This window comes from Streptomyces sp. HUAS YS2, from assembly GCF_033343995.1.
Lineage (GTDB): Bacteria > Actinomycetota > Actinomycetes > Streptomycetales > Streptomycetaceae > Streptomyces > Streptomyces solicathayae.
Genome location: NZ_CP137573.1, coordinates 1,706,625 through 1,730,654, shown reverse-complemented (window position 1 = coordinate 1,730,654; position 24,030 = coordinate 1,706,625). Strand labels below are relative to the sequence as shown.

Here is a 24,030-nt window from a genome sequence, read left to right as displayed (position 1 = left end):
AGACCTCACATGAACGCATCCGAAGCCCGGCCCCCCGCCGCCCCGCCGGCTGTCCCCGACCAGCCCGCCGCGCCCGGCAGGGCCGCCTCCGGCACGTCCCTGGTCCGCCTGATGCCCCTGCTCACCGTGGCCAACGCCGCGATGTACCTGGTCTACATGGGCATCGGCGCGGTGCTGCTGCCGCTCCAGGTCGAGCAGGTCGACCCGGCGGACAAGGTGGCCAACTTCGGCCTCGTCGCCGGTGTCGCCGCGATCTTCGCCACGCTGTTCAACCCCCTCGCGGGCCTGCTCTCCGACCGCTCCGGCCGGCGCAACCCGTGGATCCTCGGCGGCGGCCTGGCGGCCCTCGGCGCCCTGGCGCTGCTCGGCCAGGCCCGGACCGTTCTGCTGGTCACCATCGCCTGGTGTCTCGTCCAGGCGACGATGAACGTCTACCAGGCCGCCGTGACCGCCGTCGTCCCCGACCGGGTCCCCGTGGAACGCCGCGGCCTGGCATCGGCGATGGTAGGCATCGGCACCCCGATCGGCACCGCCGCCGGCATCTCGCTCGCCACCCTGTTCGTGCCGGGCGACATCGACCTGGGCTACCTCGTGATGGGCGCCGTGATCGCGGGCGCGGCCGTCCTGTTCACCGCGCTCGTCCGCGAGCAGCGGCGCACCGACCTCGCGCCCGCTCCGCTGGGCAAGCAGCTCGCCGCCTTCGCGACCACCCTGAAGGACGCGGACTTCCGCTGGGTGTTCATCGGCCGCTTCCTGACGATGCTCGGCTTCTTCGCCGTGTCGCTGTTCCAGCTGTACATCCTCCAGGACCACATCGCGCTGCCCGAAGGACTCGACCCGACCGAGGCGGTCGCGTTCATCGCCCCGATCGACGCGGGCGTCACCCTGGTCGCCACCCTCCTCGGCGGACTGCTCTCCGACCGCATCGGCCGCCGCAAGCCGCTGGTCGGTATCTCCTGCGCCCTCTCCGGCCTGGCCATGATGATCCCGGTCGTGAAGCCGGACTGGACCGGCATGCTGATCTTCACCGTCGTCGCCGCCCTGGCCTTCGGCTGCTACATGGCCGTGGACACCGCCCTGGTCACCCTGGTGCTGCCCAGCGCCGGCGACGCGGCCCGCGACATGGGCGTGCTCAACATCGCCAACGCCGGCCCGCAGATCATCGCCCCGTTCCTCGCCTCGCTCCTGGTCGGCCTGCTCGGCTACGACGGCCTGTACGCCGTCGCCGCGCTGATCACCCTGCTCGGTGCCGCCGCGGTGATCCCGATCAGGAAGGTGCGCTGACACCGCGCGGCACCGAGCACCCCACCCCTCCCCGAACTCGCGGCCCCACCGGGGCCGCGACGCCGGGCGGCGCGACCTGACCGAGCGCCGCCCGGCACCCTCCTCCCACAGAAGGGACTTCGCGCATGTCGAAGACGCTGCGCAGACTCGGCGCCGCGAGCGCCGGAGCCGTGGTGCTCGCCGCCGCGGGTGTGACCGCCTACGCCGCCACGTCCGGCCCTGGCACCGACGCCCGGCCGCTGGCCGGGATGCGGATCCTGATCTCCAACGACGACTCGATGCAGGCCGCCAAGGCGAGCAATTCCGACGGCCTCGGCCTGTACGAGCTGCGCCGCGCGATGTGCGCCGCCGGCGCCGACGTTGTCGTCATGGCCCCCTGGCAGTCCCAGTCCGGCAGGGGCACCGCCGTCACCAACGGCGGCGTCCTCACCGCCCAGCGCCGCACCGCCCTGCCCGCCGGGTACGAGAGCGACTGCGCGACCGCCCCCGCCAAGGGCGCGGTCATCGGCGTCTGCCTCGGCGAGAGCCCCTGTACGAAGGACAGTCCGAGCGCCACCCCGGCCGACACCGTGAAGCTCGCGCTGCGCGGCGGCCTGAAGGCCAAGGCCGGCTGGACCGACGCCCCCGACCTGGTCCTCACCGGCATCAACTCGGGCCCCAACGTCTCCGCACAGGTCAACGACTCCGGCACGGTCGGCGCGGCGATCGCCGCGATCGACGAGGGCGTCCCGGCCATCGCCTTCTCCTCCTCCGGCGACGAGAGCCAGACCTTCTTCCCCCGGGCCAACTACCGCGCGAACGCCGAGTTCGGCGCCCGCTTCGTCGCCGGTCTCGACGCACGCTCCCTGCTCACCTCGCAGTTCGCCCTCAAGGTCGACTATCCGGACGTCAGCGGCGGCACCCCGGCCGGACGCCCGGCCTGGACCGGCGTCGGGCACGGCAAGGTCGTCTGGCACGCCTACGAGCCCACCGGCGAGGACTCCTTCGCCATCGGCCTCGGCGTCTGCGAGGAGAAGCCCGGCGACCCCTGCACCGAGACGGCCCGCGACGCCGACTCCACCGCGCTGTTCCGCGACGGCCGGATCTCCGTCACGCCGGTGACCCGCGACCGCACCTACGGCGCCCACGAGCCGAACACCAAGACGCTGCGCAAGCTCCGCCAGTACGTCGAGCACGACGCCCCGGCCCACTGACCCCGGCCGGACGACCTCCCGCCCCCAGCCTCCAGGAGCACCGCCCATGACCGCGACCGCACCCGTCGTCCGCACCGCCCACGGGCCGGTGCGGGGCGACCTCCGCATCGACGGCACCCTGCGCTTCCTCGGCATCCCCTACGCACAACCGCCGGTCGGCGCCCTGCGGTTCGCGGCACCCGTGCCGCCCGAGCCCTGGACGGAGCCGCTGGACGCCACCGCGTACGGCCCCACCGCCCAGCGCCGCCCGTTCGCCGAGATGACCACGATCCCCGAGCCGTCGATCCCCGGCGACGGGGTGCTCAACCTCAACGTGTTCACCCCGGCGGCCGACCCGGCGGCGGCGCTGCCCGTCCTCGTGTGGATCCACGGGGGCGGGTACGTGGCGGGCTCGGCGGCCAGCCCCTGGTACGACGGGGCGGCGTTCAACCGGGACGGCATCGTGCTGGTGTCGATCGGCTACCGGCTCGGCGTCGAGGGCTTCCTGCACCTCGACGACGCCCCCGACAACCGGGGCGTGCGGGACTGGATCGCGGCCCTGGAATGGGTCCGGGACAACATCGCCGCGTTCGGCGGCGACCCCGCCAAGGTGACGATCGCCGGCCAGTCCGCGGGCGGCGGGGCCGTCCAGACCCTGCTCGCGATCCCGTCCGCCCGCGGACTGTTCCGCGCCGCGATCTCGGTCTCCGGGGCGGTCATGCGGCCCCAGGGCCGCGACCTGGCCGAGACGGTGTCGGCGCTGTTCACCGCCCGTACCGGCGTCCCGGCCGCCGCCGCGGCGCTCCGCGACCTCTCCGACGACGAACTGATCGACCTCCAGGACCGGTTGGACGAGGACGGACCCGAGCGCGAGGCGCTCCCGATGGTGGTCCTCGCCCCGTTCGCGGACGGCGAGCTGGTCCCCGCGCCCGTGCACGAGGCCCTCGTCGCGGGAACGGCCGGCGCCGACGTCCCCCTGATGCTGGGTTGCACCGCCCACGAGTTCGACAGCATGGAGCCCCGGGAACTGGGCGCGGCCGTCACCGACGCGATGTTCCGCGTCCCCGCCACGGAGATCGCCACGGCGCGGGCGCGGGCGGGCAGCCCGACCTGGCTGTACGAGTTCGCCTGGGAGGCCACGGCCCCCGCCTTCGAAGGCCTGGCCCACCACTGCGTCGACCTGCCTTTCGCCTTCGACCTGCTGGACGCCCCCGGCGTTCCCGAGGCCCTCGGCGAGGCGCCGCCGCAGGCGCTCGCCGACGCCGTCCACGGCGCCTGGGTGCGTTTCGTCCGGGACCTCGACCCGGGTCCCGAGTGGCCCCGGCACACCGGGGACAGCACGGGAGCGCACCTCTGGTCCGCGTGATGTGATGGGCCGGTGAGCAGCGCCACCGAAGACACCAACCGCCGCATGCTGAGGGCCCGGGACGCGATGGACCGCGCGTACGCGCAGCCGCTCGACGTCCCGGCCCTGGCACGGATCGCCCATGTGTCCCCGGCGCACTTCAGCCGCACCTTCCGCGCCACGTTCGGCGAGACCCCGCACCGCTACCTGCAGCGGCGCCGGGTCGAGCGGGCGATGTTCCTGCTCCGGGAGACCGACCGGAGCGTCACCGACATCTGCTACGAGGTCGGCTTCGGCAGCACCGGGACCTTCAGCCGCACCTTCCACGACATCGTCGGCAGCTCGCCGCGCGAGTACCGCAAGCGGGCGACGGCCGTGCCCGTGCCGAGCTGCTTCACCCGGGCGTGGACCCGACCGGCCGCCGACTGAGCATTTTTGGATAAGTTCTCGGCCGCCCCCGCCGCTAGCGTGGGGGACATGTTCAACGCCATCACGCACTCGCAGATTTTCGTCCTCGACCAGGACGAGGCCCTCGACTTCTACGTCGGCAAGCTCGGCCTGGAGGTCAACACCGACGTCGACCTCGGCTTCATGCGCTGGCTGACCGTCAACGTCCCCGGCTCCCCGGACCGCCAGATCCTGCTGGAGAAGCCCGGCGCGCCCGCGCACTCCGAGGAGATCGCGGCGCAGATCCGCGACCTGCTCACCAAGGGCGCCATGGGCGGCCACCTCATCTTCAGCACCGACGACTGCCGCAAGACCTACGAGACGCTGCTCGCCAAGGGTGTCGAGTTCACCGAGGAGCCCACGGAGCGCCCGTACGGCATCGACTGCGGCCTGCGCGACCCGTTCGGCAACAGCATCCGCTTCACCCAGCCGAAGGCCGGCTGAACGGGGCTGACCGGGGCGGGCCGGCCTGCGGGGCCGGCCCGCGGAAAAACCGTTGGCCGCCGGGCGCCGGGCTGCGATGATGCGCCTGTTTCCCAGGCGGAGGATTGTTGTTCGTTTTCGTTTGCGCGGGGTGCGGCGCCGAGTTGACCGCCCCGCTGACTGAAGTTCGTTTTCGTTTGCGCGGGGTGCGGCGCCGACGCACCGGTTGACCGCCCCCGGAGCGATCGTCGACCCGGTGACAGTCGCCGTGCTGCCCGCAGAGGCCCACCAGCAGTTCGGCAACGGGCTCCAGCTCCCGGTGCTCATGGAACCGGGGACGTACGCCGTCGAACCGGAGCCGTGGGGGCCACCGTGGCGCCGCTGGAACGAGTTCACCGAGGAAGAGGCGGCGGCCCGGGGCGTGTACGCACCGGTTTTCGCCCTGTCCGACGGTCTGCCCGGAGCGATCGTCGTCGCACCCGGTGACAGTCGGGGGACCGTGCTGATCCCGGAGTCGGCCGGCGGCTACTGCTGCGGCCTCGCCTGGACCGACGGCCCCAACATGGCCTGCGAGCGCTGCGGTCTGGAGGTGGCGGCCCGGGTCGACGACTGCTCGCTCTGGCAAGCGGTCTGGTTCCTCCCGGACGCCGTACGCCGCGTCCCGTTCGACGGCCCGGCCCGCGAACCCGACGCGTGGACGGATCTCCTGGCGAAGGGTCATGCCACCCCGGCGTCCGAGCCGATGGCCCGGTGGGCCCAGCAGCAGGAGACCCTGTGGTGGCGGTGGAGCCCGCGGTGGGAGGCGGCGGCCGGCGGAGCGCTGGCCCACCTGCTGGTGGCCTCGGAGGGCCGGCCGGTGATCGTGCCGGACGGGCGCGTCGCGCACGTGTTCCGCAACGCCCTCGACACACTGCTGCCCGCCGGACCGCCGCCGAAGCGGGCCGTCCTGGCCGGACCCGGACTACCCGCGCCCGGCGAGGACGCCGACATCGTCCTGGTCCCGGTCCACCCGCAGACGGGGGAGACCTGGGCCGCCCCCGCCGGCACCACGGCGGACGTCGTGCCGATACCCGGCGGCGTGTGGCTGTCCATGGCCTTCCCCGAGCGCGGCGCACCCGTCCCCGCGACGGGCGGCCTGCCCGACGGCGTCCTCCGCGACGACCCGTCGGCGCCGCAGCCCATGTTCTCCTTCCGGATCGACCGGCGCGCGTTCCTCCGGACCCTGAGCCGACTGCCCGCCGTCCGCGCCCCGTGGCTGCGCGAGATCTACGACGAGGTGGACATGTTCCGGCACACGGACCTGTTCTAACGGGTCAGGGCCTCCGGGGCGACGCCTCGGGGGCCGGGCCGAGGACGCGGTCGAGGTACGGGTTGGCGAAGACGCCGGCCGGGTCGTGCGTGTCGCGCAGGGCGACGAAGTCGTCGAAGCGGTCGTAGCGGGTGCGCAGTTGCGCGGCGTCGAGATCGTGCATCTTGCCCCAGTGCGGCCGGCCGCCGAAACCGCCGAGGATGTCCTGGCAGGCGCGGAAGTACCGCTTGTACGGCATGCGGTGGTACTGGTGGAACGCGATGTAGCAGCTCTCGCGGCCCTGCGCGGTGGAGAGCCAGATGTCGTCGGCCGCGGAGAACCGGACCTCCAGCGGGAACGACACCTTCTCGTCGTGGCTGTCGACCCAGCGTTTGATCTCGCGCAGCGCGTCCACGGCGTGCTCGCGCGGGATGGCGAACTCGCCCTCGTGGAAACGGACGTCGCGCACCGAGGCGAAGACCTTGTACGAGTGGTCGGTCCACTCCCGCGAGGACATGGCCTTGGCCGCGAACCGGGCGATCGGCGGGACGAGTCCGGGGAAGCGGGTGCCGATCCGGTTGAGCCCCTCGAAGCCGAGGCCGCTGACGGTCTCGTCGAGGCGGCGGGCGAACTCCCCGATCGGCTTCAGCGGCGCGTCGCCGGGCAGCCGGCGGAAGCGGCGGGTGAGCGTCGTGGTGCTGTGCGGGAACCAGAAGAACTCGAAGTGGTCGTTGCCGTCGGTGAACTCCCGTGCCCGCCCCAGCGTCTCCTCGACGGGCATCGCGGTGTCGCGGGCGTGCAGGGCGAACAGCGGCACGCACTGCAGCGTGACGCGGGTGAGAACGCCGAGCGCCCCGAGTCCGACCCGGGCCGCCGCGAACAGCTCAGGCCGCTCGGTGGGCGAGCAGGTGGCCACCGAGCCGTCGGCGAGGACCAGCTCCAGGGCCCGGACCTGGGTCGCGATGCCGCCGAACCGGACGCCGGAGCCGTGCGTACCCGTCGAGATCGCGCCGGAGACGGTCTGCCGGTCGATGTCGCCCATGTTCTCCAGGGCCAGGCCGTGCGCGGCCAGCAGCGGGTTGAGCTTCCACAGCGGCATGCCGGCCTCGACGGTCACCAGACCCGTCTCGGCGTCGATCTCCGACACCCCGTCCAGCAGGTCCAGGCGCAGCTGGACGTCGGGCGCGACCGCGGCGCCGCTGAAGGAGTGCCCGGAGCCGACGGGCTTGACCCGCAGCCCGTCTCGTACCGCGTCCTTCACCGCCGCGGCCACGTCCTCCGTGCTCGCGGGGCGCAGCACGCGCTGGGGCCGTGCCTCCTCGTTGCCCGCCCAGTTGCGCCACACGCTGCTCATGCCAGGAGTCCTCTCGACCGGATCGGCGGGGCCGGCGCGCGTTCCCGCGGCGGCTTCCGGGAAGACTGAACTTGGTCAACCGTCCAAGTCAAGGGTCCGGAACCCTTGACTTGGACGGTTGACCAAGAGACGGTGGCGGCCCCGCAACGGTCCACGGAAAGGCCGCACGCCATGGGAAGCACCGCGCAGCAGGGCCTCGCACGTCCCGTCTCCCCCGCGGGGTTCGCCGAGCTGGAGAAGGCCACGGCGGACCTCCAGCCGCCGTTCGCCGTGGTCGATCTCGGCGCACTGCGGGCCAACGCCGCGATGATGACGAGGCGGGCCGGCGGCAAGCCGATCCGGCTCGCCAGCAAGTCCCTGCGCTGCCGCGCGCTGATCGGCGACGTCCTGCGGATGCCGGGTTTCTCGGGGATCCTCGCGTTCACGCTGCCGGAGGCGCTCTGGCTGGCGGAGGACGGCGGGGAGGCACCGGGCACCCCGGCTTCCGACACGCCGGCTTCCGGCGGTGCGGCCCCCGACATCCTCGTCGGCTACCCCACCGCCGACGTGCCGGCGCTGCGCCGCCTGGCCTCCGACGAGCGGGCCGCCGCCCGGATCACCCTCATGGTCGACTCGGTCGAGCACCTCGACCTCATCTCCGACGCCGTCGGCCCGACCGGCCCGCCCGTCCGGATCTGCCTCGACCTCGACGCCTCGCTCCGCCTCCTCGGCGGTCGGCTCCACCTCGGCATGCGCCGCTCGCCGCTGCACGCGCCCGAGCAGGCCGCGCAGTTGGCCCGGGCCGTCGTGGCCAGGCCGCGGCTCCGGCTGGTCGGCGTCATGTCGTACGAGGGGCAGATCGCCGGGGTCGGCGACAACCAGCCCGGCGCGGGCCTGACGCGGGCGGCCGTGCGGCTCGTGCAGCGGGCCTCCGCCCGCGAGCTGCGGGCCCGGCGCGCCGCCGCGATCCGCGCGGTGCGGGCGGTGGCGCCGCTGGAGTTCGTCAACGGCGGCGGCACCGGCAGCCTGGAGGGGACCTCCGCCGAACCGGCCGTCACGGAGCTCGGAGCGGGCTCCGGCATCTACGCGCCGGTCCTGTTCGACCACTACCGCGGGTTCCGCCCGCTGCCCGCCGCGTACTTCGCGCTCTCCGTCGTCCGCCGGCCCGCGCCGCGCCACGTCACCGTCCTCGGCGGGGGCTGGATCGCCTCCGGCGCCCCGGGCACGGACCGGCTCCCGGTCCCCGTTTCGCCCGAGGGGCTGCGCCTGCTGTCCGCCGAGGGCGCGGGCGAGGTCCAGACCCCGCTGGTCGGCGCCGCCGCCGACACGCTGCGGCTCGGCGACCGGGTGTGGTTCCGGCACGCGAAGGCGGGCGAGCTGTGCGAGCGGGTCGACCGGCTGCACCTGGTCGAGGGCGACCGGATCGTGGACGTCGTCCCCACCTACCGCGGGGAGCGGCACGCCTTCCTGTGACGCGGCGGGACGACCGACGCACTGGGGTACGTTGACACGCGCCCGGACCGATGGACCCACCACCCCCAGGGAGCGTGCCATGCCCCGCCTGTCAGCCGACGAGCGCCGCGAGCAGCTGGTCGAGGCGGCGATCCGGGTGATGATCCGGGACGGCGTCGCGAAGACGACCACGCGCGCCGTCGTGATGGAGGCGGAGGTGCCGTTGGGCGCCTTCCACTACTGCTTCCGCTCCAAGGAGGAACTCCTCCAGAGCGTGATCGAGCAGATCATGAAGCGCACGCTCACCCCGGTCATCGACCGTCCCGAGGGCGCGAGCCCGTACGACGTCATCCGCGCCACCCTGCACGCCTACTGGGACCGGGTGCGCGAGCGCCCCGCCGAGCACCTCGTCACGTACGAGCTCACCCAGTACGCGCTCCGCCAGCCCGGCCTGGCCGACCTGGCCCGCAAGCAGTACCGCCACTACCTGGCGATCAACACCTCGTACCTGGAGTCCCTCGCCCGCACCGTCGGCATCACATGGACGGTCGACCTCCCGGTCCTCGCCCGCCACAGCCTCAGCCTGCTGGACGGCCTCACCCTGAACTGGCTCATCGACCCCGACGACGCCCAGGCCGCGGCGGCGCTCGACGAGTACGCCGCGTATCTCGCCTCCGTCGCCCGTCCGACCCGCTGACGCGGTCGCCCGGGGCGTCAGGACGGCGGGATGTCGGGCCGCCGGGATGTCGGGCCGCCGGGACGTCACGCCTCCGGCAGGTCGACCGTGAGGTGCGCGGACAGCGCGCGCAGGAAGTCCGGCGCGTCGAAGACCGCTCCGGCGGAGGCGACGCCGCCGCCCGTGGTCGTGGTCCGGCCGGTGATCAGGCGCTCCACCGCCTCCACGGCGAGCGGGGCGGTGACGGCGTAGATGTCCTGTCCGGTGGCCGTGGCGCGCCGCTCGGTGTCGCCGGTGCGTACGACGACGTCGACCAGGAAGGTCTGCGCCGACCGGCCCCGCTCGTCCGTCGCGGTGGGCGCCGGGGTGTCCGGGGCCGAGAGGTCCCGCGCCGCCTCGACCGTCATGTAGGTGGTCACCTCCGGGACGGACAGGTGGCTCGGGACGGTGACCACGTCGGCCATCGTGAAGTCCCCGATCACGGACCGCTCGCCCATCGCGCCGGGGAACGGCCAGGTGACGGTGGCCGGGGCGGCGTCGAAGTACACCAACTCCCCGTTCGCGTAACGGACTCGACGACCGCCGCGCCGCTCGCCGGAGACCCGGCCGGCCACGCGCGTCCCGGCGGTGGGGTGCCAGCTGTCCAGGCCGTACGCGACGTGCACCGCGTCGGCCTTCGTCGCGTCGCCGAGCGCCGCGGTGGCCAGCAGGTCGCCGAGGCCCCCGTAGAAGGCCATCGCGGGGACGATCGGCGTTCCGGCCGCGCGGGCCCGGTCCGCGTACCGGGCGAACGTGTCGGCGTTGGCCTCGATCTCGGCCGCCACGTCCACGTACGGGATCCCGGCCCGCAGCGCCGCCTCGATCACCGGCCCGGCGGTGACGGCGAAGGGCCCGGCGCAGTTGATCACGGCCGCGGCGCCGGCCAGGGCGCGGTCCAGGGCGGCCGGATCGTCGACCGACGCGGGCCGGACGTCGAGGCCGGGCCACGTCGTCGCCTGCGCCCGCAGCTTCTCGGCGTCCCGGCCGGAGAGCACCGGGACGAACCCGCGCTCCGCCAGCTCCGCCACCACGAACCGGCCGGTGTGCCCGTACGCGCCGTACACCACGACCTTGTGCCCCGCTGCCATGACTTCCTCCGTGCTCGAACGGTCAACTGCGAACATCCTGCGGGTGGTTGTCCGGTCGTCGTGAGTGTCCGGAACGACATCCTGCGTACAATTACGGACATGGAGAATGGGGTGGGAACCGTCGCGCTTGCCGTCACCGACGGCATGCTGCACTTCGAACTGTCCGTGGCCCACGAGGTGTTCGGCTCCGCACCGGACGCCGTCCAAGGCCACTGGTACGACCTCGCCGTCTGCGGCCCCGGGCCCGTACGGTTCGACCGCTTCCTGCTCGAACCGGACCGCGGCCTCGACCGTCTCGTGGGCGCGGACACCGTGATCGTCCCGGGGTGGGCCGACGTCGACGTGGCCCCGCCCGCCGAACTGGTCGACGCGGTGCGCGCGGCCCATGAGGCGGGCGCGCGCGTCGCCTCCCTCTGCACGGGCGCGTTCGTCCTGGCCGCGGCCGGACTGCTGGACGGTAGGCGGGCGACGACGCACTGGGCGCACACCGCGGCGCTGGCTGCCCGGTACCCCGCGGTCGTGGTCGATCCGGACGTGCTCTACGTCGACGAGGGCAGCGTGCTCACCTCCGCCGGCAAGGCCGCGGCCATGGACCTGTGCCTGCACCTCGTCCGTCTCGACCGCGGCTCGGCGACCGCCAACGCCGCCGCCCGCCGTCTCGTCGTGCCGCCCCACCGGGCCGGTGGCCAGGCGCAGTTCGTCACCGCACCGGTCCCCGAACAGGACGACCACCCGCTCGGCGACCTCCTGCCCTGGGCGATCGAGCGCCTCGACCGGGCGCTGACCGTGGACGACCTGGCCCGCCGCGCCCGGATGAGCTCTCGCCATCTCGGCCGCCACTTCCGGGCGACGACCGGCACCACCCCGCTGCAGTGGCTGCTGACCCAACGGATCCGCCGCGCACAGGAGTTGCTGGAGAGGACCGACGACAGCGTCGACTCGATCGCGACCGCCACCGGCATGGGCACCGCCACGACGCTGCGCCGCCACTTCAACCGGACCGTGGGCGTTCCCCCGGACACCTACCGCCGCACGTTTCGCAGGAATAAGTAGGCTCTCGCTCATGCCACAGCCGATACAACTCGTCATCCTGATCACCACGCTCCCGGGCCGAGGTCAGGAACAGATCGCCGCGTTCGAGGGCCTCGCGCCTCTGGTGCGTGCCGAACCCGGGTGTCTGCAGTACGACATGCACCAGGTGAGCGGCGATGCGGACCGCTTCGTTCTCATCGAGCGGTGGGCGTCGCAGGAGGCGCTCGCCGCACACGATGCCACTCCGCACATGATCGAGGCCGACGCGGCGAGCCCGGCGTTCCGCGCGGGGCCGGCGGAGGTCCTCCGGCTCGTCGCCGAACCCCTGGCCTGAGCCGGCGGACGCACGCGGCCCGGCGGCAAGGCCGCCGGGCCGCGTGCGTGGAAGAGCCGTAGGGCGTCAGCCCACGAGGGAGGAGTCCCGGACGCCCCGGGGCGCGGGCGCCGCGACCGCCTCACGGGCATCCAGCTTCTCGCCCTCCACGTCCAGGTTCGGCAGGAGCCGGTCGAGCCACTTCGGCAGCCACCAGGCGGACCGGCCGAGCAGCGCGAACAGGGCCGGCACGATCGCCATGCGGACGACGAAGGCGTCGAAGAGGACGGCGGTGGCGAGGCTGAAGCCGATCATCTTGACGAAGTCGTTGTCCTCCATGATGAAGCCGGAGAACACGCTGGCCATGATGATCGCGGCCGCGGCGACCACCCGGCCGCCGTGGCGGAACCCGGTCACGACCGCCTCGGCGGGGCGGGCGCCGTGGACGTACGCCTCACGCATCCTGGACACCAGGAAGACCTCGTAGTCCATCGCGAGACCGAAGACCACGCCGATCATGAAGATCGGCAGGGTGCTGATGATCGGGCTCGGCTGGTCGACACCGAACAGGTCGGCGAGCCAGCCCCACTGGAACACGGCCACCACCGCGCCGAGCGCCGCGCCCACCGAGAGCAGGAAGCCGAGCGCCGCCTTCAGCGGGACGAGCAGGGAGCGGAACACCAGCATGAGCAGGAGGAACGCCAGGCCGACGACCAGGCCGAGGTAGGGGAGCAGCGCGTCGTCGAGGGTCTGCGAGAAGTCGATGAACATCGCGGTCTGGCCGGCGACCATGATCGTGGAGGCGCCGGTACGGGACTCCAGACCGTCCGACATGCCGCGCAGGGTGTGCACCAGGTCCTCGGTCCGGGTCTCGGCCGGACCGGTGGCGGGGACGACGTTGACGAGCGCGGTGTCGCCCGACGCGTTGGCGGTGGCCGGGGAGACGGCGGCCACGCCGCGGACGTCCCGCAGTTCGCTGCGGACCTTCTCCGCGGCGGTCTTCGCGTCCTTCGCCTCGACGGTGATCGTCAGCGGCCCGTTGAAGCCGGGGCCGAAGGACTCCGACAGCATGTCGTACGCCTTGCGCTGGGTGGTCTCCGGGGCCATCGTGCCCTCGCCCGGCAGCCCCAGTTCGAGGCTCGCGGCGGGTACGGCGACGGCGCCGAGGCCGAGCACGCCGAGCAGCAGCACGGCGACGGGGCGGCGCAGCACGAACCCGGCCCAGCGGGCACCGAGGTTGGGCTTGCGGCGGGCGGCGCGCCTCTCCGCGGCACGCTGCTGTCGCTTCGTCAGCGGCTTGCCCGTGTACTGCTTGCGGTCCCGGCGGGCGAGCACCCTGATCGGGGCGAAGCCGAGGAGCGCGGGCACGAACGTGATCGCGACGAGGACGGCCACGGCGACCGTGCCGGCCGCCGCCATGCCCATCTTGGTGAGCACCGGGACGTTCACCACCGCGAGCCCCGCCAGAGCGATGATCACGGTCAGACCCGCGAAGACGACGGCGGACCCGGCGGTGCCCACGGCGCGGGAGGCCGCGTCGGCGTGCTCACGGCCCTCGGCGACCTCGGAGCGGTAGCGGGACACGATGAACAGCGCGTAGTCGATGCCCACCGCGAGACCGATCATCATCGCCAGCGTCGAGGTGGTGGACGACAGTCCGAGCGTGGCGGCGAGCGCGGTGATGCCGCTGACGCCGATGCCGACGCCGATCAGGGCGGTCAGCAGGGGCATGCCGGCCGCGATCAGGGAGCCGAAGGTGAGGAGCAGGACGACGGCGGAGACGGCGATGCCGAGCTTCTCACCCGTACCGCTCATCGCCTGCTCGACCGCGACGGCGTCGCCGCCCGCCTCGACGACGAGCCCGGTGCCCCGGGCCTGCTCCAAAGCGTCGGTGAGCCCGTCGTGCGCGGCGTCGGTCAGCTCGGTGGCCGCCACCTCGTACGTGACGTAGGCGTACGTGGTCGTCCGGTCGCCGCTCACCGCGTTCGCCTTGAACGGGTCGACGACGCCCGCGACCTGGGGTGCTTCGGCGAGGTCGGCGACGAGCCGCTCGACCTGCGCCTTGCGGGCCGGGGAGGTGATCTGCTCGGCGCCGGGGGCGCGGATGACGACGCGGGCGGCGGCGCCGTCCGCCCGGGTGTCCGGGAACTTCTCCTGGAGGAGGTCGAAGGCCTTCTGCGACTCCGTCCCCGGCATCGAGAAGGTGTCGGCGGGCGGGGCGGCGGCGGTCGTGGCCGCGAAGCCCGCGCCCACGAAGGCCAGGAGCCAGAGGAGGAGAACCAGGCCCCGCCGCCGGAAGGCGAAGCGGCCCAGTCGGGAGAGGAACGTAGCCATGGTGGAGGAAGTCCCGTCCGTGGGAGGTGGGATGGATGGGTGGCGCGGTGCTGTGTGGCGCGGTGCTGTGCGTTCTGAGGGCGGTGCTGTGGCGCGGTGCTGTGCGTGGCTATGCGGTGCGGTGCGCGGCCGTGGGGTCGTGCGGCGCGGTGGGCTCCAGGGCGGCGGCCACGGCCTGGACGAGCCAGGCGTTGACCGACAGGGACAGCCGGCCGGCCGCCTCCTCCACGCGCGCCTTGAGGGGCGCGGGGAGCCGGAGGCCGATGCGGACCGTGCCGCCGCCGTCACCGTCCACCGTGGGTTGCGCGCTTGGTGCCAGTGGTGCCACGGATGGCGCCATCGGCGGAGCCGCGGTGACCACGAACTCCGGCTCCAGGCCTCGCAGCCGCATGCCCACCGAGCCCGGCGCCAGTTCGCCGGTGATCTCCTCGGCGGCGGCGGACAGCGCGTCGAGGAGGGTCAGCCGGACGGCCGACTCCAGCGTTGCGATGAGTCGTTCCGCCAGGGCGCGAGCCTCGTCGCCGCCCGCGTGGGCGGCGACGGCGAGCTCGTCGCCGAGGTGATCGATGTACCGGGTCAGGTCCATGGCGCCATCTTGGCATCACAATGGCGCCATGGCAAGCCATAGTGGCGCCGGGTGGTGTCGATCGGCGCCGTCGGTGAGCCAGAGCGGCGCCATGCGTCGGCCGCCCTCACTCTTTCGGCGGGCCAGGTGTGGTCGCCCGTGGCCCGTGACGAAAGGCTCGGAGCAGGGCGACCGGGAGGCAGGATGTCGTGGGTGGACCGGGCGCGACGCATGCGCTCCTGGGGCGAGCGCAGGTTCCCCGTGCTCACCGAGCTGCTGGCGCGGCTGGCCTCGGGGAACCTGCTCGAAGCGGGCACCCGGCTGGCCGCGCAGATGTTCCTCGCCGCCGTCCCGCTGCTGTTCGCGGTGGCGGCGTTCGCCCCGGTCGGGGTGCGCGACCAGCTTCAGCAGTCCCTGCGCGCGATGTTCGGACTGACCGGAGCTTCGGACGACGAACTCACCCGCGTCCTCGACGGCTCGGCCGACGACACCCTGCGCGAGACCAGCGGCGCCGTGGGCCTCGTGCTGGCGCTCGTGTCGGCGACCAGCTGCAGCCGCGCGATGGCCCGGGTCTGCGAGCGGGCCTGGCGGCTGCCCAAGGCGAAGACGCGCGTGTCGGCGTGGCGGTGGGTGGTGTGGCTGCTGGCCCTGCTGTTCGTGGTCCTGCTGCAGGCGCCGATCCGGGACGGCTTCGGGGCGGGCGCCTGGCTGGGCACCCCGCTGCTCTTCGTCGTCAGCACGGGGGTGTGGCTCTGGACCCAGCACCTGCTGCTCGCCAACCGGGTGCCGTGGATGCCCCTGCTCCCAGGAGCCGTACTCGCCGCCGCGGCCACCACCGCCCTCGCGGTGACCGCGCGCCTCTACATGCCCGGCGCGCTCAACCGGGCCCTGGCCCAGTACGGCTCGCTGGGCATGGTCCTCACCCTGCTGTCCTGGCTCATCGTCGTGTGCGCCGCGGTCTCCTTCGCGTTCACCATCGGCGCCGTACTCGCCGAGGAGCCGACGATCAGCCGCTACCTGGGCCGCCCCGACGAGCGGGCCCCGGACCAGCCGCCGGAAGACACCCCCTAGGCCGCGGTCGTCGAGGCGGACCAGAATGGCGCCGTGACCGACGGGACAGAGGCGACGGCGCGGGCGCGCGCCGCGCGGGCGCGCGCGTTCCTGGCGTGCGCGACGGAGGTGGCCCGGCTCCTCGGGATCGAGGACGACGGGCAGGGGACGGACCCGAGACGCGCACGGCACCTGGCCGGCCGGTCGAGGAAGCCGCTGCGGGAGAGCGCCGGCCTGCCGGAGAGGTTCTTCGTCCCGCTCATGGCCGCCGCCGTGGCCGACCCGGACCCCAGCTTCTGCGGCTGGTTCGTCGAACCGGCGCTCTACTCCTTCGGCCGTCGCCGGGTGCTGGCCGCGCTCGTCGAGTACCTGCGGTCGGGCACCGACGCCGAGCGCGCGGGTGCGCTGCGCGCCTGGTACTGGGCGGGCGTGCCGCTGAGCGCGGACCGGTCGCCCGCCTACGCGCCGAACGGCACCCGAGACCCCGCGCTCGACGCCTCGCGGGGCCTGCGGGAAGCGTGGCTGGAGGCCTTGCTGCGGGGCTACGGGGAGGCCACCGACCCGCGGCTCCGCCACCAAGTCCTGTACTGGCTCCCCGACGCTCGGGAGTCGTACCCGTCACGGCTGCACGACCTGCTCGACCGCACGCTCGGCCTCGCCCGCACCGACCCCGACGCGGACCACCGGCGCTGGGCCGCCAGGATGGACCGCGCCGGATCCGAGGGGTGACCGGCGCGCGCGGGCCGTCCGGCTCGCGTGCGCCGGAGAGGGTGTCGATCGGACGGCCGGCGCGGCGGAGGCGCCGGGTGCCGGGTAGCGTCGGCCTCAGGGACGGCCGGCGGTGCCTTCGGCCGTGACGACCCCAGGCCGTGGTGCCCGCGCTCCGGCCAGGAGCTGACACATCCCTGGACCTCTCCCCACACGCCGCTGCCCGGCGTCGGAAAGCTCACGGAGTCCTGAAGGAGTTCTGAACCGGGGCGTCTTGTAGGGCCCGGGGCGCGCGCCCGATCCTGAGAATCCGGCGCGCCGCAGCGCGAGAGCGAGGACGGACACGCATGGCAGAGACGACCCAGGCCCCCACGGCCCCCACGACCCTCGCGCCCGGGGGCGGCCCGCTCTCCCCGGGCGTGCGCCGGATCACCCTCGACGCGGCCGGGCTCCCGCTCTCCGCCCTGCTGAGCGAACCCGCGGACGGCAGCGCGCCCCGCGCCACGATCGTCGCCCTGCACGGCGGCGGGATGCGGGCCGGGTACTTCGACGGCCAGGCGCACCCCGACGTGTCCCTGCTGACGCTCGGCGCCCGCCTCGGCTGCGCCGTCCTCGCCCTCGACCGCCCCGGCTACGGGGCGTCAGCCCCGCATCTGCCCGCGGGGCAGCCGCTGCTCGACCAGGCGAAGACGGTCCGGGCCGCGCTCGACGACGCCCGCGGACGGTACGTCGGCGGCCCGCTGTTCCTGCTCGCCCACTCCTTCGGAGCCAAGCTCGCCCTCGCCCTGGCCGCCGGCGCGCCGCGCGGCCTGTTCCTCGGCCTCGACGTGTCCGGCTGCGGACACCGTCCGGCCGTCGACGCGGCTCGTCTCCTCCGCCGCCCCGACGGCACCGCCCTGCGCCACCTGCACTGGGGCCCCTTGCACCTCTATCCGCCCGGCACGTTCCTGGCCGGGCAGCAGATCGTCGCCCCGATGCCCCCGCGCGAGCGGGACGCGGCCGGCGCCTGGGAGGCGTTCGCCCCGCGGCTGCTGCCCCGCGTGCGCGTCCCCGTGCGGTTCACGTTCGCCGAGCACGAGGCATGGTGGCGGCACACCGACGCGGATCTCGCCGAACTCACCGCGCTGCTGTCGGCCGCGCCGCGTGTCCTCGTCGACCGGCTTCCCGGGGCCGGCCACAACATCAGCCTCGGGTCCGCCGCCCGCGCGTACCACCTGCGCGCCCTGGCGTTCCTCGACGAGTGCCTCGGCGCCGCCGACCGGTCACCCGCCGCACCGTGACACCGACCGTCGCCACCCATCCGTTCCGCGCCCTCCGCGTCCGCAACTTCCGTCTCTTCGCCACCGGCCAGGTCGTCTCCGTCGCCGGCACCTGGATGTCCGTCGTGGCCCAGGACTGGCTCGTCCTGGAGCTGACGGGGGACTCCGCGACCGCCCTCGGCACCGTCACCGCCCTGCAGTTCACCCCGATGCTGCTGTTCACGCTGTACGGAGGGAGGCTCGCCGACCGCTACGACAAGCGGGCGCTGCTGACCGCAGCCAACCTCGTCTCGGGTCTGCTCGCCCTGCTCCTCGCGGTCCTCGTCCTCACCGGCACCGCGCGCCTGGGCCACATCCACGCCTTCGCGCTCTGCCTGGGCCTGGCCAACTCCGTCGAGGTGCCCACCCGGATGGCCTTCGTCGGCGAACTCGTCGGCGCCGAACTGCTGCCCAACGCCTCCGCGTTGAGCGCCGCGTACTTCAACGTGGCCCGGGTGGCCGGGCCGGCCGTCGCCGGACTGGTCATCACCGCCTTCGGCACCGGATGGGTCCTGCTCATCAACGCGGTCAGCTACGCCGCGACCGTCCTCGCGCTCCGGCGCATGCGCCCGGACGAACTGCACCGCGGCGCACGCCCGGCCGGCCGGGCACGGGTCGCCGACGGCCTGCGGCATGTGCGCGACCGCCCCGATCTGCTCGTTCCGCTCGCCCTGGTCGCCGGGGTGGGACTGTTCGGGCTGAACTTCCAGCTGACCCTGCCGCTGCTCGCCAAGACCGTGTTCCACGCCGACGCCGCCTCCTTCGGCCTGCTCACCACCGCCTTCGCCGCCGGTTCGCTCGCCGCCGCGTTCCTGACCACCGCCCGCAGGTCACGGCCCTCGGCGCGGCTGGTCACCGGATCGGCCCTGGTCTTCGCGGTCCTGGAGACCGCGGTCGGGTGGGCGGCGCCCGGCTACGCGGCTGCCGTCGTGCTGCTCTTCCTCACCGGCGGAGCCTCGATCTACTTCGCGCAGGCCGCCAACCACCGCATCCAGCTCGGCAGCGATCCCCACTACCGCGGCCGGGTCCTCGCCCTCTACACCCTGATCCTCCAGGGTTCCACCCCCGTCGGCGCTCTCGTCGTGGGCCGGATCGGTGCGGAATGGGGGGCCAGGGCCTGCTTCGTCGCCGGTGGCCTCGCCTCGTTCGTCATCGCACTCGCCGCGCTCGCCCTACGCGCCGGACGCTCCGGCCCCGAACCCGTGGTCCCCGCCTCGGGCGGCACGTCCGCTTCAGGGCCGGGCCGGGCCGCCGAGGACGTACGGTCATGACCCCCCGCCCCGAGGTCGAGCTGTGGACGCTGCGGCTGCCCGCGCCCGGCGAACCCCCGCCCCCGCTCGCGTACGGCGAACTCGACGCGGGCGAACGGCGCCGGCTCCCTCTACCGCCACCACCGCACCCTTCTCCCCCCGAGCGACGGGTCCGGCCGGCCCTAGGGGTTACGCGACGTCGACGCCGTAACCGCGTGCCAGTGCCTCCAGGCCGTGGTCGTAGCCCTGCCCGACGGCGCGGAAGCGCCACAGCGGACCTCGGCGGTAGATCTCCGCGAGAAGCAGGGTGCGCTCGCTGGTGGCGGCGTCGAGGGCGGCCTGCGCAGCGGCCGGTGCGTCACTGCCCGGGGCGAGCGTGATCTGGACGGCTCCGATGTCACCGAAGGTGGCTTCGCCGTCGATGGCGGCGGCGATCGCGATCCGGTGGACGGCGGGCGGCAGCGCCGTGAGATCGAGGGTGACGCTCTGCTCGGTCGGGCCGTCGCAGAGGAGCCGGGTGGCGCCGTCGGGGCTTTCCGGCGCGCCGTAGAAGACGAAGTCGCCGTCGCCGGAGACCTGTTCCTCCTCGTCGAGGACGAACGCGACGACGTCGATCTCGCAGTTCCTCTGGTGGGCCCAGGAGGCACCGACGTGCCAGCGGGCCGTGGCGGGGAGGTCGGGCAGATCGAGGACTCCGCCGCGGGGGAGGATGGCCGCCGGCGCACCGCCCCGGACTGGCGTGGCGACGGGCTGGGGAGCGGGCGCCCCGAGCCACACGGGATCGTGGACCGGCAGCCCCATCGAGGCGACGCGGCGCATGCGGCGGTCGTTGTCCCCGCCGGCGAGGAGGACGATGTCGGTGACGCTCGCGGAGAGGTTGATCGCGGCGGCCCAGCCCAGCTCGACGACCCTGGCCCGGGCGGCGGAGGCCTCCTCATGGGTTCCGCCCAGCACCAGGACCCGGCGCCGGCCGAACGGCTTGGCGGCGGGCGTCGATTCCGCCCGGGGAGCCGGCACCGACGGAGGTGTGGGCACGGTCGGGGAAGACGGTGGTGCGGCCGGGGCGACGGCCGTCGCGGGCGATCCCGAGGCCCGCTTGCCGTGGGGCGTGCCAGGATGCACGTCTTTCAGCAGGACGAGGAAGGCGTGCTCGTCGACGACCGGGACGCCTTCGGCGATCGCCCGCCGGGCCTTCGCCGAACCTGAGGTCCCGTCATTGGTGACCAGGACGCTGGTGTGCCGGCTGACCGTCGACATCACGTTCAGGCCGGCGTCGACGGCCCGAGTCACCAGCTCGGCCCGGGAGGTGGTGGTCTCGCCCGAGAGGGCGACCTTCATCCCCTGGACGAGCGGCCCGCCGGATGTGAAGCGGCCGGGATTCCGGTAGGCGCACGGGGTCTTCGGCGGCTTGGGCGCGAACTGCGGGTCCTGCCGGGGCGGGCAGGGCACCAGAGGCAGCGGGAGGTCGAGCCGGACGGCTTCCGCGAGGGAGGCGCGGAAGATCCCCGCGAGGACGCGCGTGTCGTCGAGCGCGTCATGGGCCTGTGTCTGCGACACGCCGTAGTGGGCGGCCAGCGACGCCAGGCTGAGGTCGTCGGTGGGCGGCTCCACCCGCCGGTTCAGAGCGAGGGTGCACAGGCGCTGGGTGACAGGGAGGTGGAGCCGGGCGCGGCCGAACTCGTGGGCGAGGAAGTCGTAGTCGAACTGCGCGTTGTGGGCGACCATGACGCGGTCCTGCAGCAGTGCGCCGATGCGTCCCGCGACCTGGTCGAAGGTGGGGGCGCCCTGCAGGCGTTCGGGGGTGAGCCCGTGGACGTGGACGGGACCCGGGTCGCAGCCCGGGTTCACCAAGGTGCTGAACTCCCCGGTCTGCTCGCCGTCCGGCCCGAAGGTCAGCACCGCGATCGACAGGATGCGGTCACGCCGGGCGATCAGACCGGAGGTCTCGACGTCGACCAGGGCCCAGTCGTACGCGTAGTCGGACAGGCGTGACACGTCGGGCGCGAGGGTTTCAGGAAGCATGACGGTAAGGATCATCCGGACGTGCGTGCCGGTTCAACCCGAATGACGATTTGTCCGCTTGGGTGAGCGGCCCCGACGGAGGGCGCCCGGGCCTGGGAGCGAGGCCCGGGCGCTTCGATCAGTGGTTGGGCTCCTGCATCGTCACGCAGTGGGCGCCGCCGCCTCCGTTGCCGTAGAGGTTGTCGAGGTTGAGCTGGACGACGGGCCGGCCGAAGGCCGAGGCGATCGCCGTCCTCGCGGCGGCGTCCTTCGCCGTGTCACCGAACTGGGCGGTGATCACCGCCCCGTTGGTGACGGTCCAGTTCATGTAGGAGCTGAGGAACTGGCTCTGCTTGCCGCGTGAGATCCGGGGCAGGACGTCGGGTCCTTCGATGGTGAGGACCTGCAGCCGGCGGCCCCGGGCGTCGGTCGCGTTCACCAGCACGTCGTGCATGGCCTGGGCGTTCTCGGTCCAGACGTCCGGCCGTACGGCGCCGGCCAGTTGCACCATGACCACGCCGGGGCCGATGTAGCGGGCGGTGCCGTCGATGTGCCCGTCGGTGACGTCCTGCCCGGTGACTCCGGGCAGCCAGATCATCTTCGAGGCGCCGAACCGGGCGAGCAGCTCCGCCTCGATCTGGCTCCGCGTCTTGCCGGGGTTGCGGTTGGAGTTGACCCAGCAGCTCTCGGTCGCCATCAGCGTGCCGTCGCCGTCGTACTCGATGCCGCCGCCCTCGCCGACCACGGCCGCCTGCGCGAACGGGACGCCCGCGTAGGCGGTGAGGTTCCGCGCGACCGCGCGGTCCTTGTCGTAGGCGGAGGCGGGGATGCCGTAGAAGCTCGTGGCGTTCTCGCCCCAGGCGTTGAAGTTCAGGCCGAAGGCGTCCACGCCGCCGGCCCCGTCGAGGCGGAACAACGGGCCGGTGTCCCGCATCCAGCAGTCGGAGACGGGGACCGAGCCGATCACCGTGACCGTGGACCCGCACATGGTCCTGGCCTGTGACGCGGCCGACGAGCCGTCCGCGCACATGACGACCGGCTCGTACTTGGCGATCTCCTTGGCGAGCTTGGCGATGTCGGCCTGGATCTTGGACAGCAGGTTGCCCCAGATCGTGTAGCTGGACGGCCAGGACATCCAGGTCCGCTTGTGCGGGGTCTCCTCGCCGGGAACCCGCCAGGACGCGGCCACGGCAGGCTGGATGCCGCCGAGCACCGGCCCGGCGGCGAGGGCCGCCGCCGCTGCTCCGGTCCGGGCCAGCAGAGTCCTGCGGCTGATGCCCCGTCGGCCGCCGTTGCCGTTGCCGTCGCCGTTGATGTTCTCGTTGCCGTCGTGCTGTGTCTTCACGTGGTGCTCCTTCTCAGGGAGGTGAGGTACGTGCTGCACGCGCTCGGGTCGCTCAGTGGAGTGGTGTCAGCAGCCCCTCCTCCCGGACCATCCGGCGTTCGGTGGCCAGATCGAGACCGCGGGCGAAGGCCCAGTAGAGGCCGCCGGCGACGGGCAGGCCGACCAGGATCGAGCAGTCGACGCCGCCGAGGCGCTCCGCGACCGGCCCGACGTACAGACCGGTGACGACCATGAACGGCGCCATGCAGGCGAGGCCGATCGCGTAGGCGAGGTTGCCGCGCCAGCCCCAACGGCCGTAGATCCCGTGCGGGTTGAAGATCTCCGCCACGACGTACTGGCCGCGCCGGACGAAGAAGTAGTCGACCAGGTTGATGGCCGTCCAGGGGATGAACAGGTAGGTCAGCACGACGACCACGTTGGCGAAGAACCAGTTGAAGCGGTCGATGCCGACGAGCGTGGAGATCGTTCCGACGGCCACCAGCATGATCCCGATGGTCACGACGCGGATGGTCCTCGTCGGCTGGACCGGCCGGAACGAGTCCACGATCGAGATCATGGTGAGGCTGCCGCCGTACTGGTTGATCGCCATGATGGACAGCAGCCCGATCAGCAGCACCACGACCGCGATGGTGCCGAATCCGCCGAACAGGCGGTCCGCGGCGAGCTTCAGCGCGGTCACCGGGTCGGTGCCCTCGGGGGCTCCGGCCGAGACCACCGCGCCGAGGACGAACACCCAGATCGCGGAGACCGCGCTGGGCAGGTATGTCCACCAGAAGGTGCTGCGGACGGGGACGTCCGGCCTGAGGTAGCGCGAGTAGTCCGAGACGTACGGCGCCCAGCCCAGCTGGAATCCGGCGACGAAGACGAACACCAGCATGAACGGGGCGAGTTCGAACGGGCCGGCGTCCCAGACCCCGGCGGGCAGGCCGCCGCCGAACAGCGCCGCCGCGGTGACGGCCGCGGTGATCACGACGAAGGGCCAGGTGAGCCACCGGTTCAGCCGGTGGATCCAGTCGTACCCGAACAGGGCGATGACGGTCGCGACCGCGGCGGCCAGCAGATAGCCGAGTCCGTTGGGCATCCCGGTGAGCATGTGCATGGCCTGGCCGGAGAGCAGGGCGTCGGAGGTGTTGAAGGCCACGTAGTTGACCAGGGCGAACACCCATACGGTCACCGCGGCGCCCAGGTAGCCGAACTGCGGTCGGGACTGGACCAGTTGGGGCAGGCCCAGCTGAGGGCCCTGTGCCGAGTGGAAGGCCATGAAGAACGTGCCGAAGAGCGAGCCGAGGACGGTGGCGACCACTGTCCAGAGGAGCGAGGCGCCCATCGAGAGCGTCACGACGCCGGTGGCCAGCCCCGTGAGGTTGAGGCTGCCGACGAACCAGATGGCACCCACACTCGAGGGCTTGCCGTGCCGCTCCTCGAGGGGCACCCAGTCGATCGAGTGCTGTTCCATGCCGGAGGATGGTGTCGACTCATCAGAATCCATGGCAAATGCACCCATGCGGTCCCTTAGGTAAGGAGGCGTCTGCCGTCCGCCTCGACGGCCTCGACTTCTGGAGGTGTCGGGGCTGCGTCACCGTAGGT

General features: G+C 73.2%; 21 protein-coding genes. 14 read left to right on the top strand and 7 right to left on the bottom strand.

Features of this window, described 5'->3' with window-relative positions; translation table 11 throughout:
- Positions 1–9: 9 nt before the first annotated feature.
- From R2D22_RS07905 to R2D22_RS07880, 6 genes are all read left to right on the top strand, one after another.
- Entirely contained in the window at positions 10–1,284 is a 1,275-nt protein-coding gene (locus tag R2D22_RS07905) for an MFS transporter (RefSeq protein WP_318102190.1), read from the top strand.
- A 125-nt stretch (positions 1,285–1,409) separates the two neighbouring features.
- Positions 1,410–2,477 carry a 5'/3'-nucleotidase SurE gene (gene surE, locus R2D22_RS07900; RefSeq protein ID WP_318102189.1) on the top strand — a complete coding sequence of 356 codons (1,068 nt, stop codon included), beginning with the start codon at positions 1,410–1,412 and terminating at the stop codon, positions 2,475–2,477.
- A 46-nt stretch (positions 2,478–2,523) separates the two neighbouring features.
- Positions 2,524–3,822, top strand: coding sequence for a carboxylesterase/lipase family protein (locus tag R2D22_RS07895; protein WP_318102188.1), 1,299 nt, complete (start codon positions 2,524–2,526; stop codon positions 3,820–3,822).
- A gap of 45 nt (positions 3,823–3,867) precedes the next feature.
- Positions 3,868–4,230, top strand: a complete 363-nt coding sequence (locus R2D22_RS07890) for a helix-turn-helix domain-containing protein (RefSeq protein ID WP_318109647.1) — start codon at positions 3,868–3,870, stop codon at positions 4,228–4,230.
- 48 nt (positions 4,231–4,278) lie between these two features.
- Positions 4,279–4,692 (top strand): VOC family protein, encoded by a 414-nt coding sequence (locus R2D22_RS07885; protein ID WP_318102187.1) that lies wholly within the window; start codon positions 4,279–4,281, stop codon positions 4,690–4,692.
- A 235-nt stretch (positions 4,693–4,927) separates the two neighbouring features.
- The gene (locus tag R2D22_RS07880) at positions 4,928–5,980 is read left to right on the top strand and encodes a hypothetical protein (RefSeq protein WP_318102186.1); all 1,053 of its coding nucleotides are present in this window, start codon (positions 4,928–4,930) and stop codon (positions 5,978–5,980) included.
- 4 nt (positions 5,981–5,984) lie between these two features.
- Here R2D22_RS07880 and R2D22_RS07875 read toward each other — a convergent pair whose 3' ends face one another.
- Positions 5,985–7,313 (bottom strand): D-arabinono-1,4-lactone oxidase, encoded by a 1,329-nt coding sequence (locus R2D22_RS07875; RefSeq protein ID WP_318102184.1) that lies wholly within the window; start codon positions 7,311–7,313, stop codon positions 5,985–5,987.
- Positions 7,314–7,484: 171 nt separating this feature from the next.
- On the opposite strand from R2D22_RS07875, the gene R2D22_RS07870 reads away from it, so the two are divergent.
- Both R2D22_RS07870 and R2D22_RS07865 read left to right on the top strand, forming a co-directional pair.
- Positions 7,485–8,765 carry an alanine racemase gene (locus R2D22_RS07870; protein WP_318102182.1) on the top strand — a complete coding sequence of 427 codons (1,281 nt, stop codon included), beginning with the start codon at positions 7,485–7,487 and terminating at the stop codon, positions 8,763–8,765.
- Between the two features lie 79 nt (positions 8,766–8,844).
- Entirely contained in the window at positions 8,845–9,441 is a 597-nt protein-coding gene (locus R2D22_RS07865; RefSeq protein WP_318102181.1) for a TetR/AcrR family transcriptional regulator, read from the top strand.
- Between the two features lie 65 nt (positions 9,442–9,506).
- Here R2D22_RS07865 and R2D22_RS07860 read toward each other — a convergent pair whose 3' ends face one another.
- Positions 9,507–10,547, bottom strand: coding sequence for a saccharopine dehydrogenase NADP-binding domain-containing protein (locus R2D22_RS07860; RefSeq protein ID WP_318102180.1), 1,041 nt, complete (start codon positions 10,545–10,547; stop codon positions 9,507–9,509).
- A 111-nt stretch (positions 10,548–10,658) separates the two neighbouring features.
- On the opposite strand from R2D22_RS07860, the gene R2D22_RS07855 reads away from it, so the two are divergent.
- Positions 10,659–11,600: a helix-turn-helix domain-containing protein gene (locus tag R2D22_RS07855; RefSeq protein ID WP_411977127.1), complete on the top strand. Its 942-nt coding sequence runs from the start codon at positions 10,659–10,661 to the stop codon at positions 11,598–11,600.
- Positions 11,601–11,610: 10 nt separating this feature from the next.
- Entirely contained in the window at positions 11,611–11,913 is a 303-nt protein-coding gene (locus tag R2D22_RS07850) for a putative quinol monooxygenase (protein ID WP_318102177.1), read from the top strand.
- 66 nt (positions 11,914–11,979) lie between these two features.
- Here the strand turns inward: R2D22_RS07850 and R2D22_RS07845 are convergent, their stop codons facing one another.
- A complete protein-coding gene (locus tag R2D22_RS07845; RefSeq protein WP_318102175.1) occupies positions 11,980–14,226 on the bottom strand; it encodes an MMPL family transporter in 2,247 nt (748 codons plus the stop codon).
- A gap of 109 nt (positions 14,227–14,335) precedes the next feature.
- Positions 14,336–14,812 carry a hypothetical protein gene (locus R2D22_RS07840; RefSeq protein WP_318102174.1) on the bottom strand — a complete coding sequence of 159 codons (477 nt, stop codon included), beginning with the start codon at positions 14,810–14,812 and terminating at the stop codon, positions 14,336–14,338.
- Between the two features lie 183 nt (positions 14,813–14,995).
- On the opposite strand from R2D22_RS07840, the gene R2D22_RS07835 reads away from it, so the two are divergent.
- The 4 genes from R2D22_RS07835 to R2D22_RS07820 all read left to right on the top strand — a co-directional run bounded on the left by R2D22_RS07835 (position 14,996) and on the right by R2D22_RS07820 (position 19,118).
- Positions 14,996–15,862: a YhjD/YihY/BrkB family envelope integrity protein gene (locus R2D22_RS07835; protein ID WP_318102173.1), complete on the top strand. Its 867-nt coding sequence runs from the start codon at positions 14,996–14,998 to the stop codon at positions 15,860–15,862.
- 33 nt (positions 15,863–15,895) lie between these two features.
- A complete protein-coding gene (locus R2D22_RS07830; RefSeq protein ID WP_318102172.1) occupies positions 15,896–16,570 on the top strand; it encodes a hypothetical protein in 675 nt (224 codons plus the stop codon).
- Positions 16,571–16,896: 326 nt separating this feature from the next.
- Positions 16,897–17,829: an alpha/beta hydrolase gene (locus R2D22_RS07825; RefSeq protein ID WP_318102170.1), complete on the top strand. Its 933-nt coding sequence runs from the start codon at positions 16,897–16,899 to the stop codon at positions 17,827–17,829.
- On the top strand, positions 17,826–19,118 hold the full coding sequence (locus R2D22_RS07820) for an MFS transporter (protein WP_318102169.1): 1,293 nt from the start codon (positions 17,826–17,828) through the stop codon (positions 19,116–19,118). Before R2D22_RS07825 ends, R2D22_RS07820 begins: the two co-directional genes overlap by 4 nt.
- A 168-nt stretch (positions 19,119–19,286) precedes the next feature.
- On the opposite strand, the gene R2D22_RS07815 is transcribed toward R2D22_RS07820, so the two are convergent.
- The 3 genes from R2D22_RS07815 to R2D22_RS07805 all read right to left on the bottom strand — a co-directional run bounded on the left by R2D22_RS07815 (position 19,287) and on the right by R2D22_RS07805 (position 23,899).
- A complete protein-coding gene (locus R2D22_RS07815; RefSeq protein ID WP_318102167.1) occupies positions 19,287–21,119 on the bottom strand; it encodes a TerD family protein in 1,833 nt (610 codons plus the stop codon).
- Between the two features lie 118 nt (positions 21,120–21,237).
- Positions 21,238–22,443, bottom strand: a complete 1,206-nt coding sequence (locus R2D22_RS07810; protein ID WP_318102166.1) for an agmatine deiminase family protein — start codon at positions 22,441–22,443, stop codon at positions 21,238–21,240.
- 52 nt (positions 22,444–22,495) lie between these two features.
- The gene (locus R2D22_RS07805) at positions 22,496–23,899 is read right to left on the bottom strand and encodes a purine-cytosine permease family protein (RefSeq protein ID WP_318102165.1); all 1,404 of its coding nucleotides are present in this window, start codon (positions 23,897–23,899) and stop codon (positions 22,496–22,498) included.
- Positions 23,900–24,030: the final 131 nt, after the last annotated feature.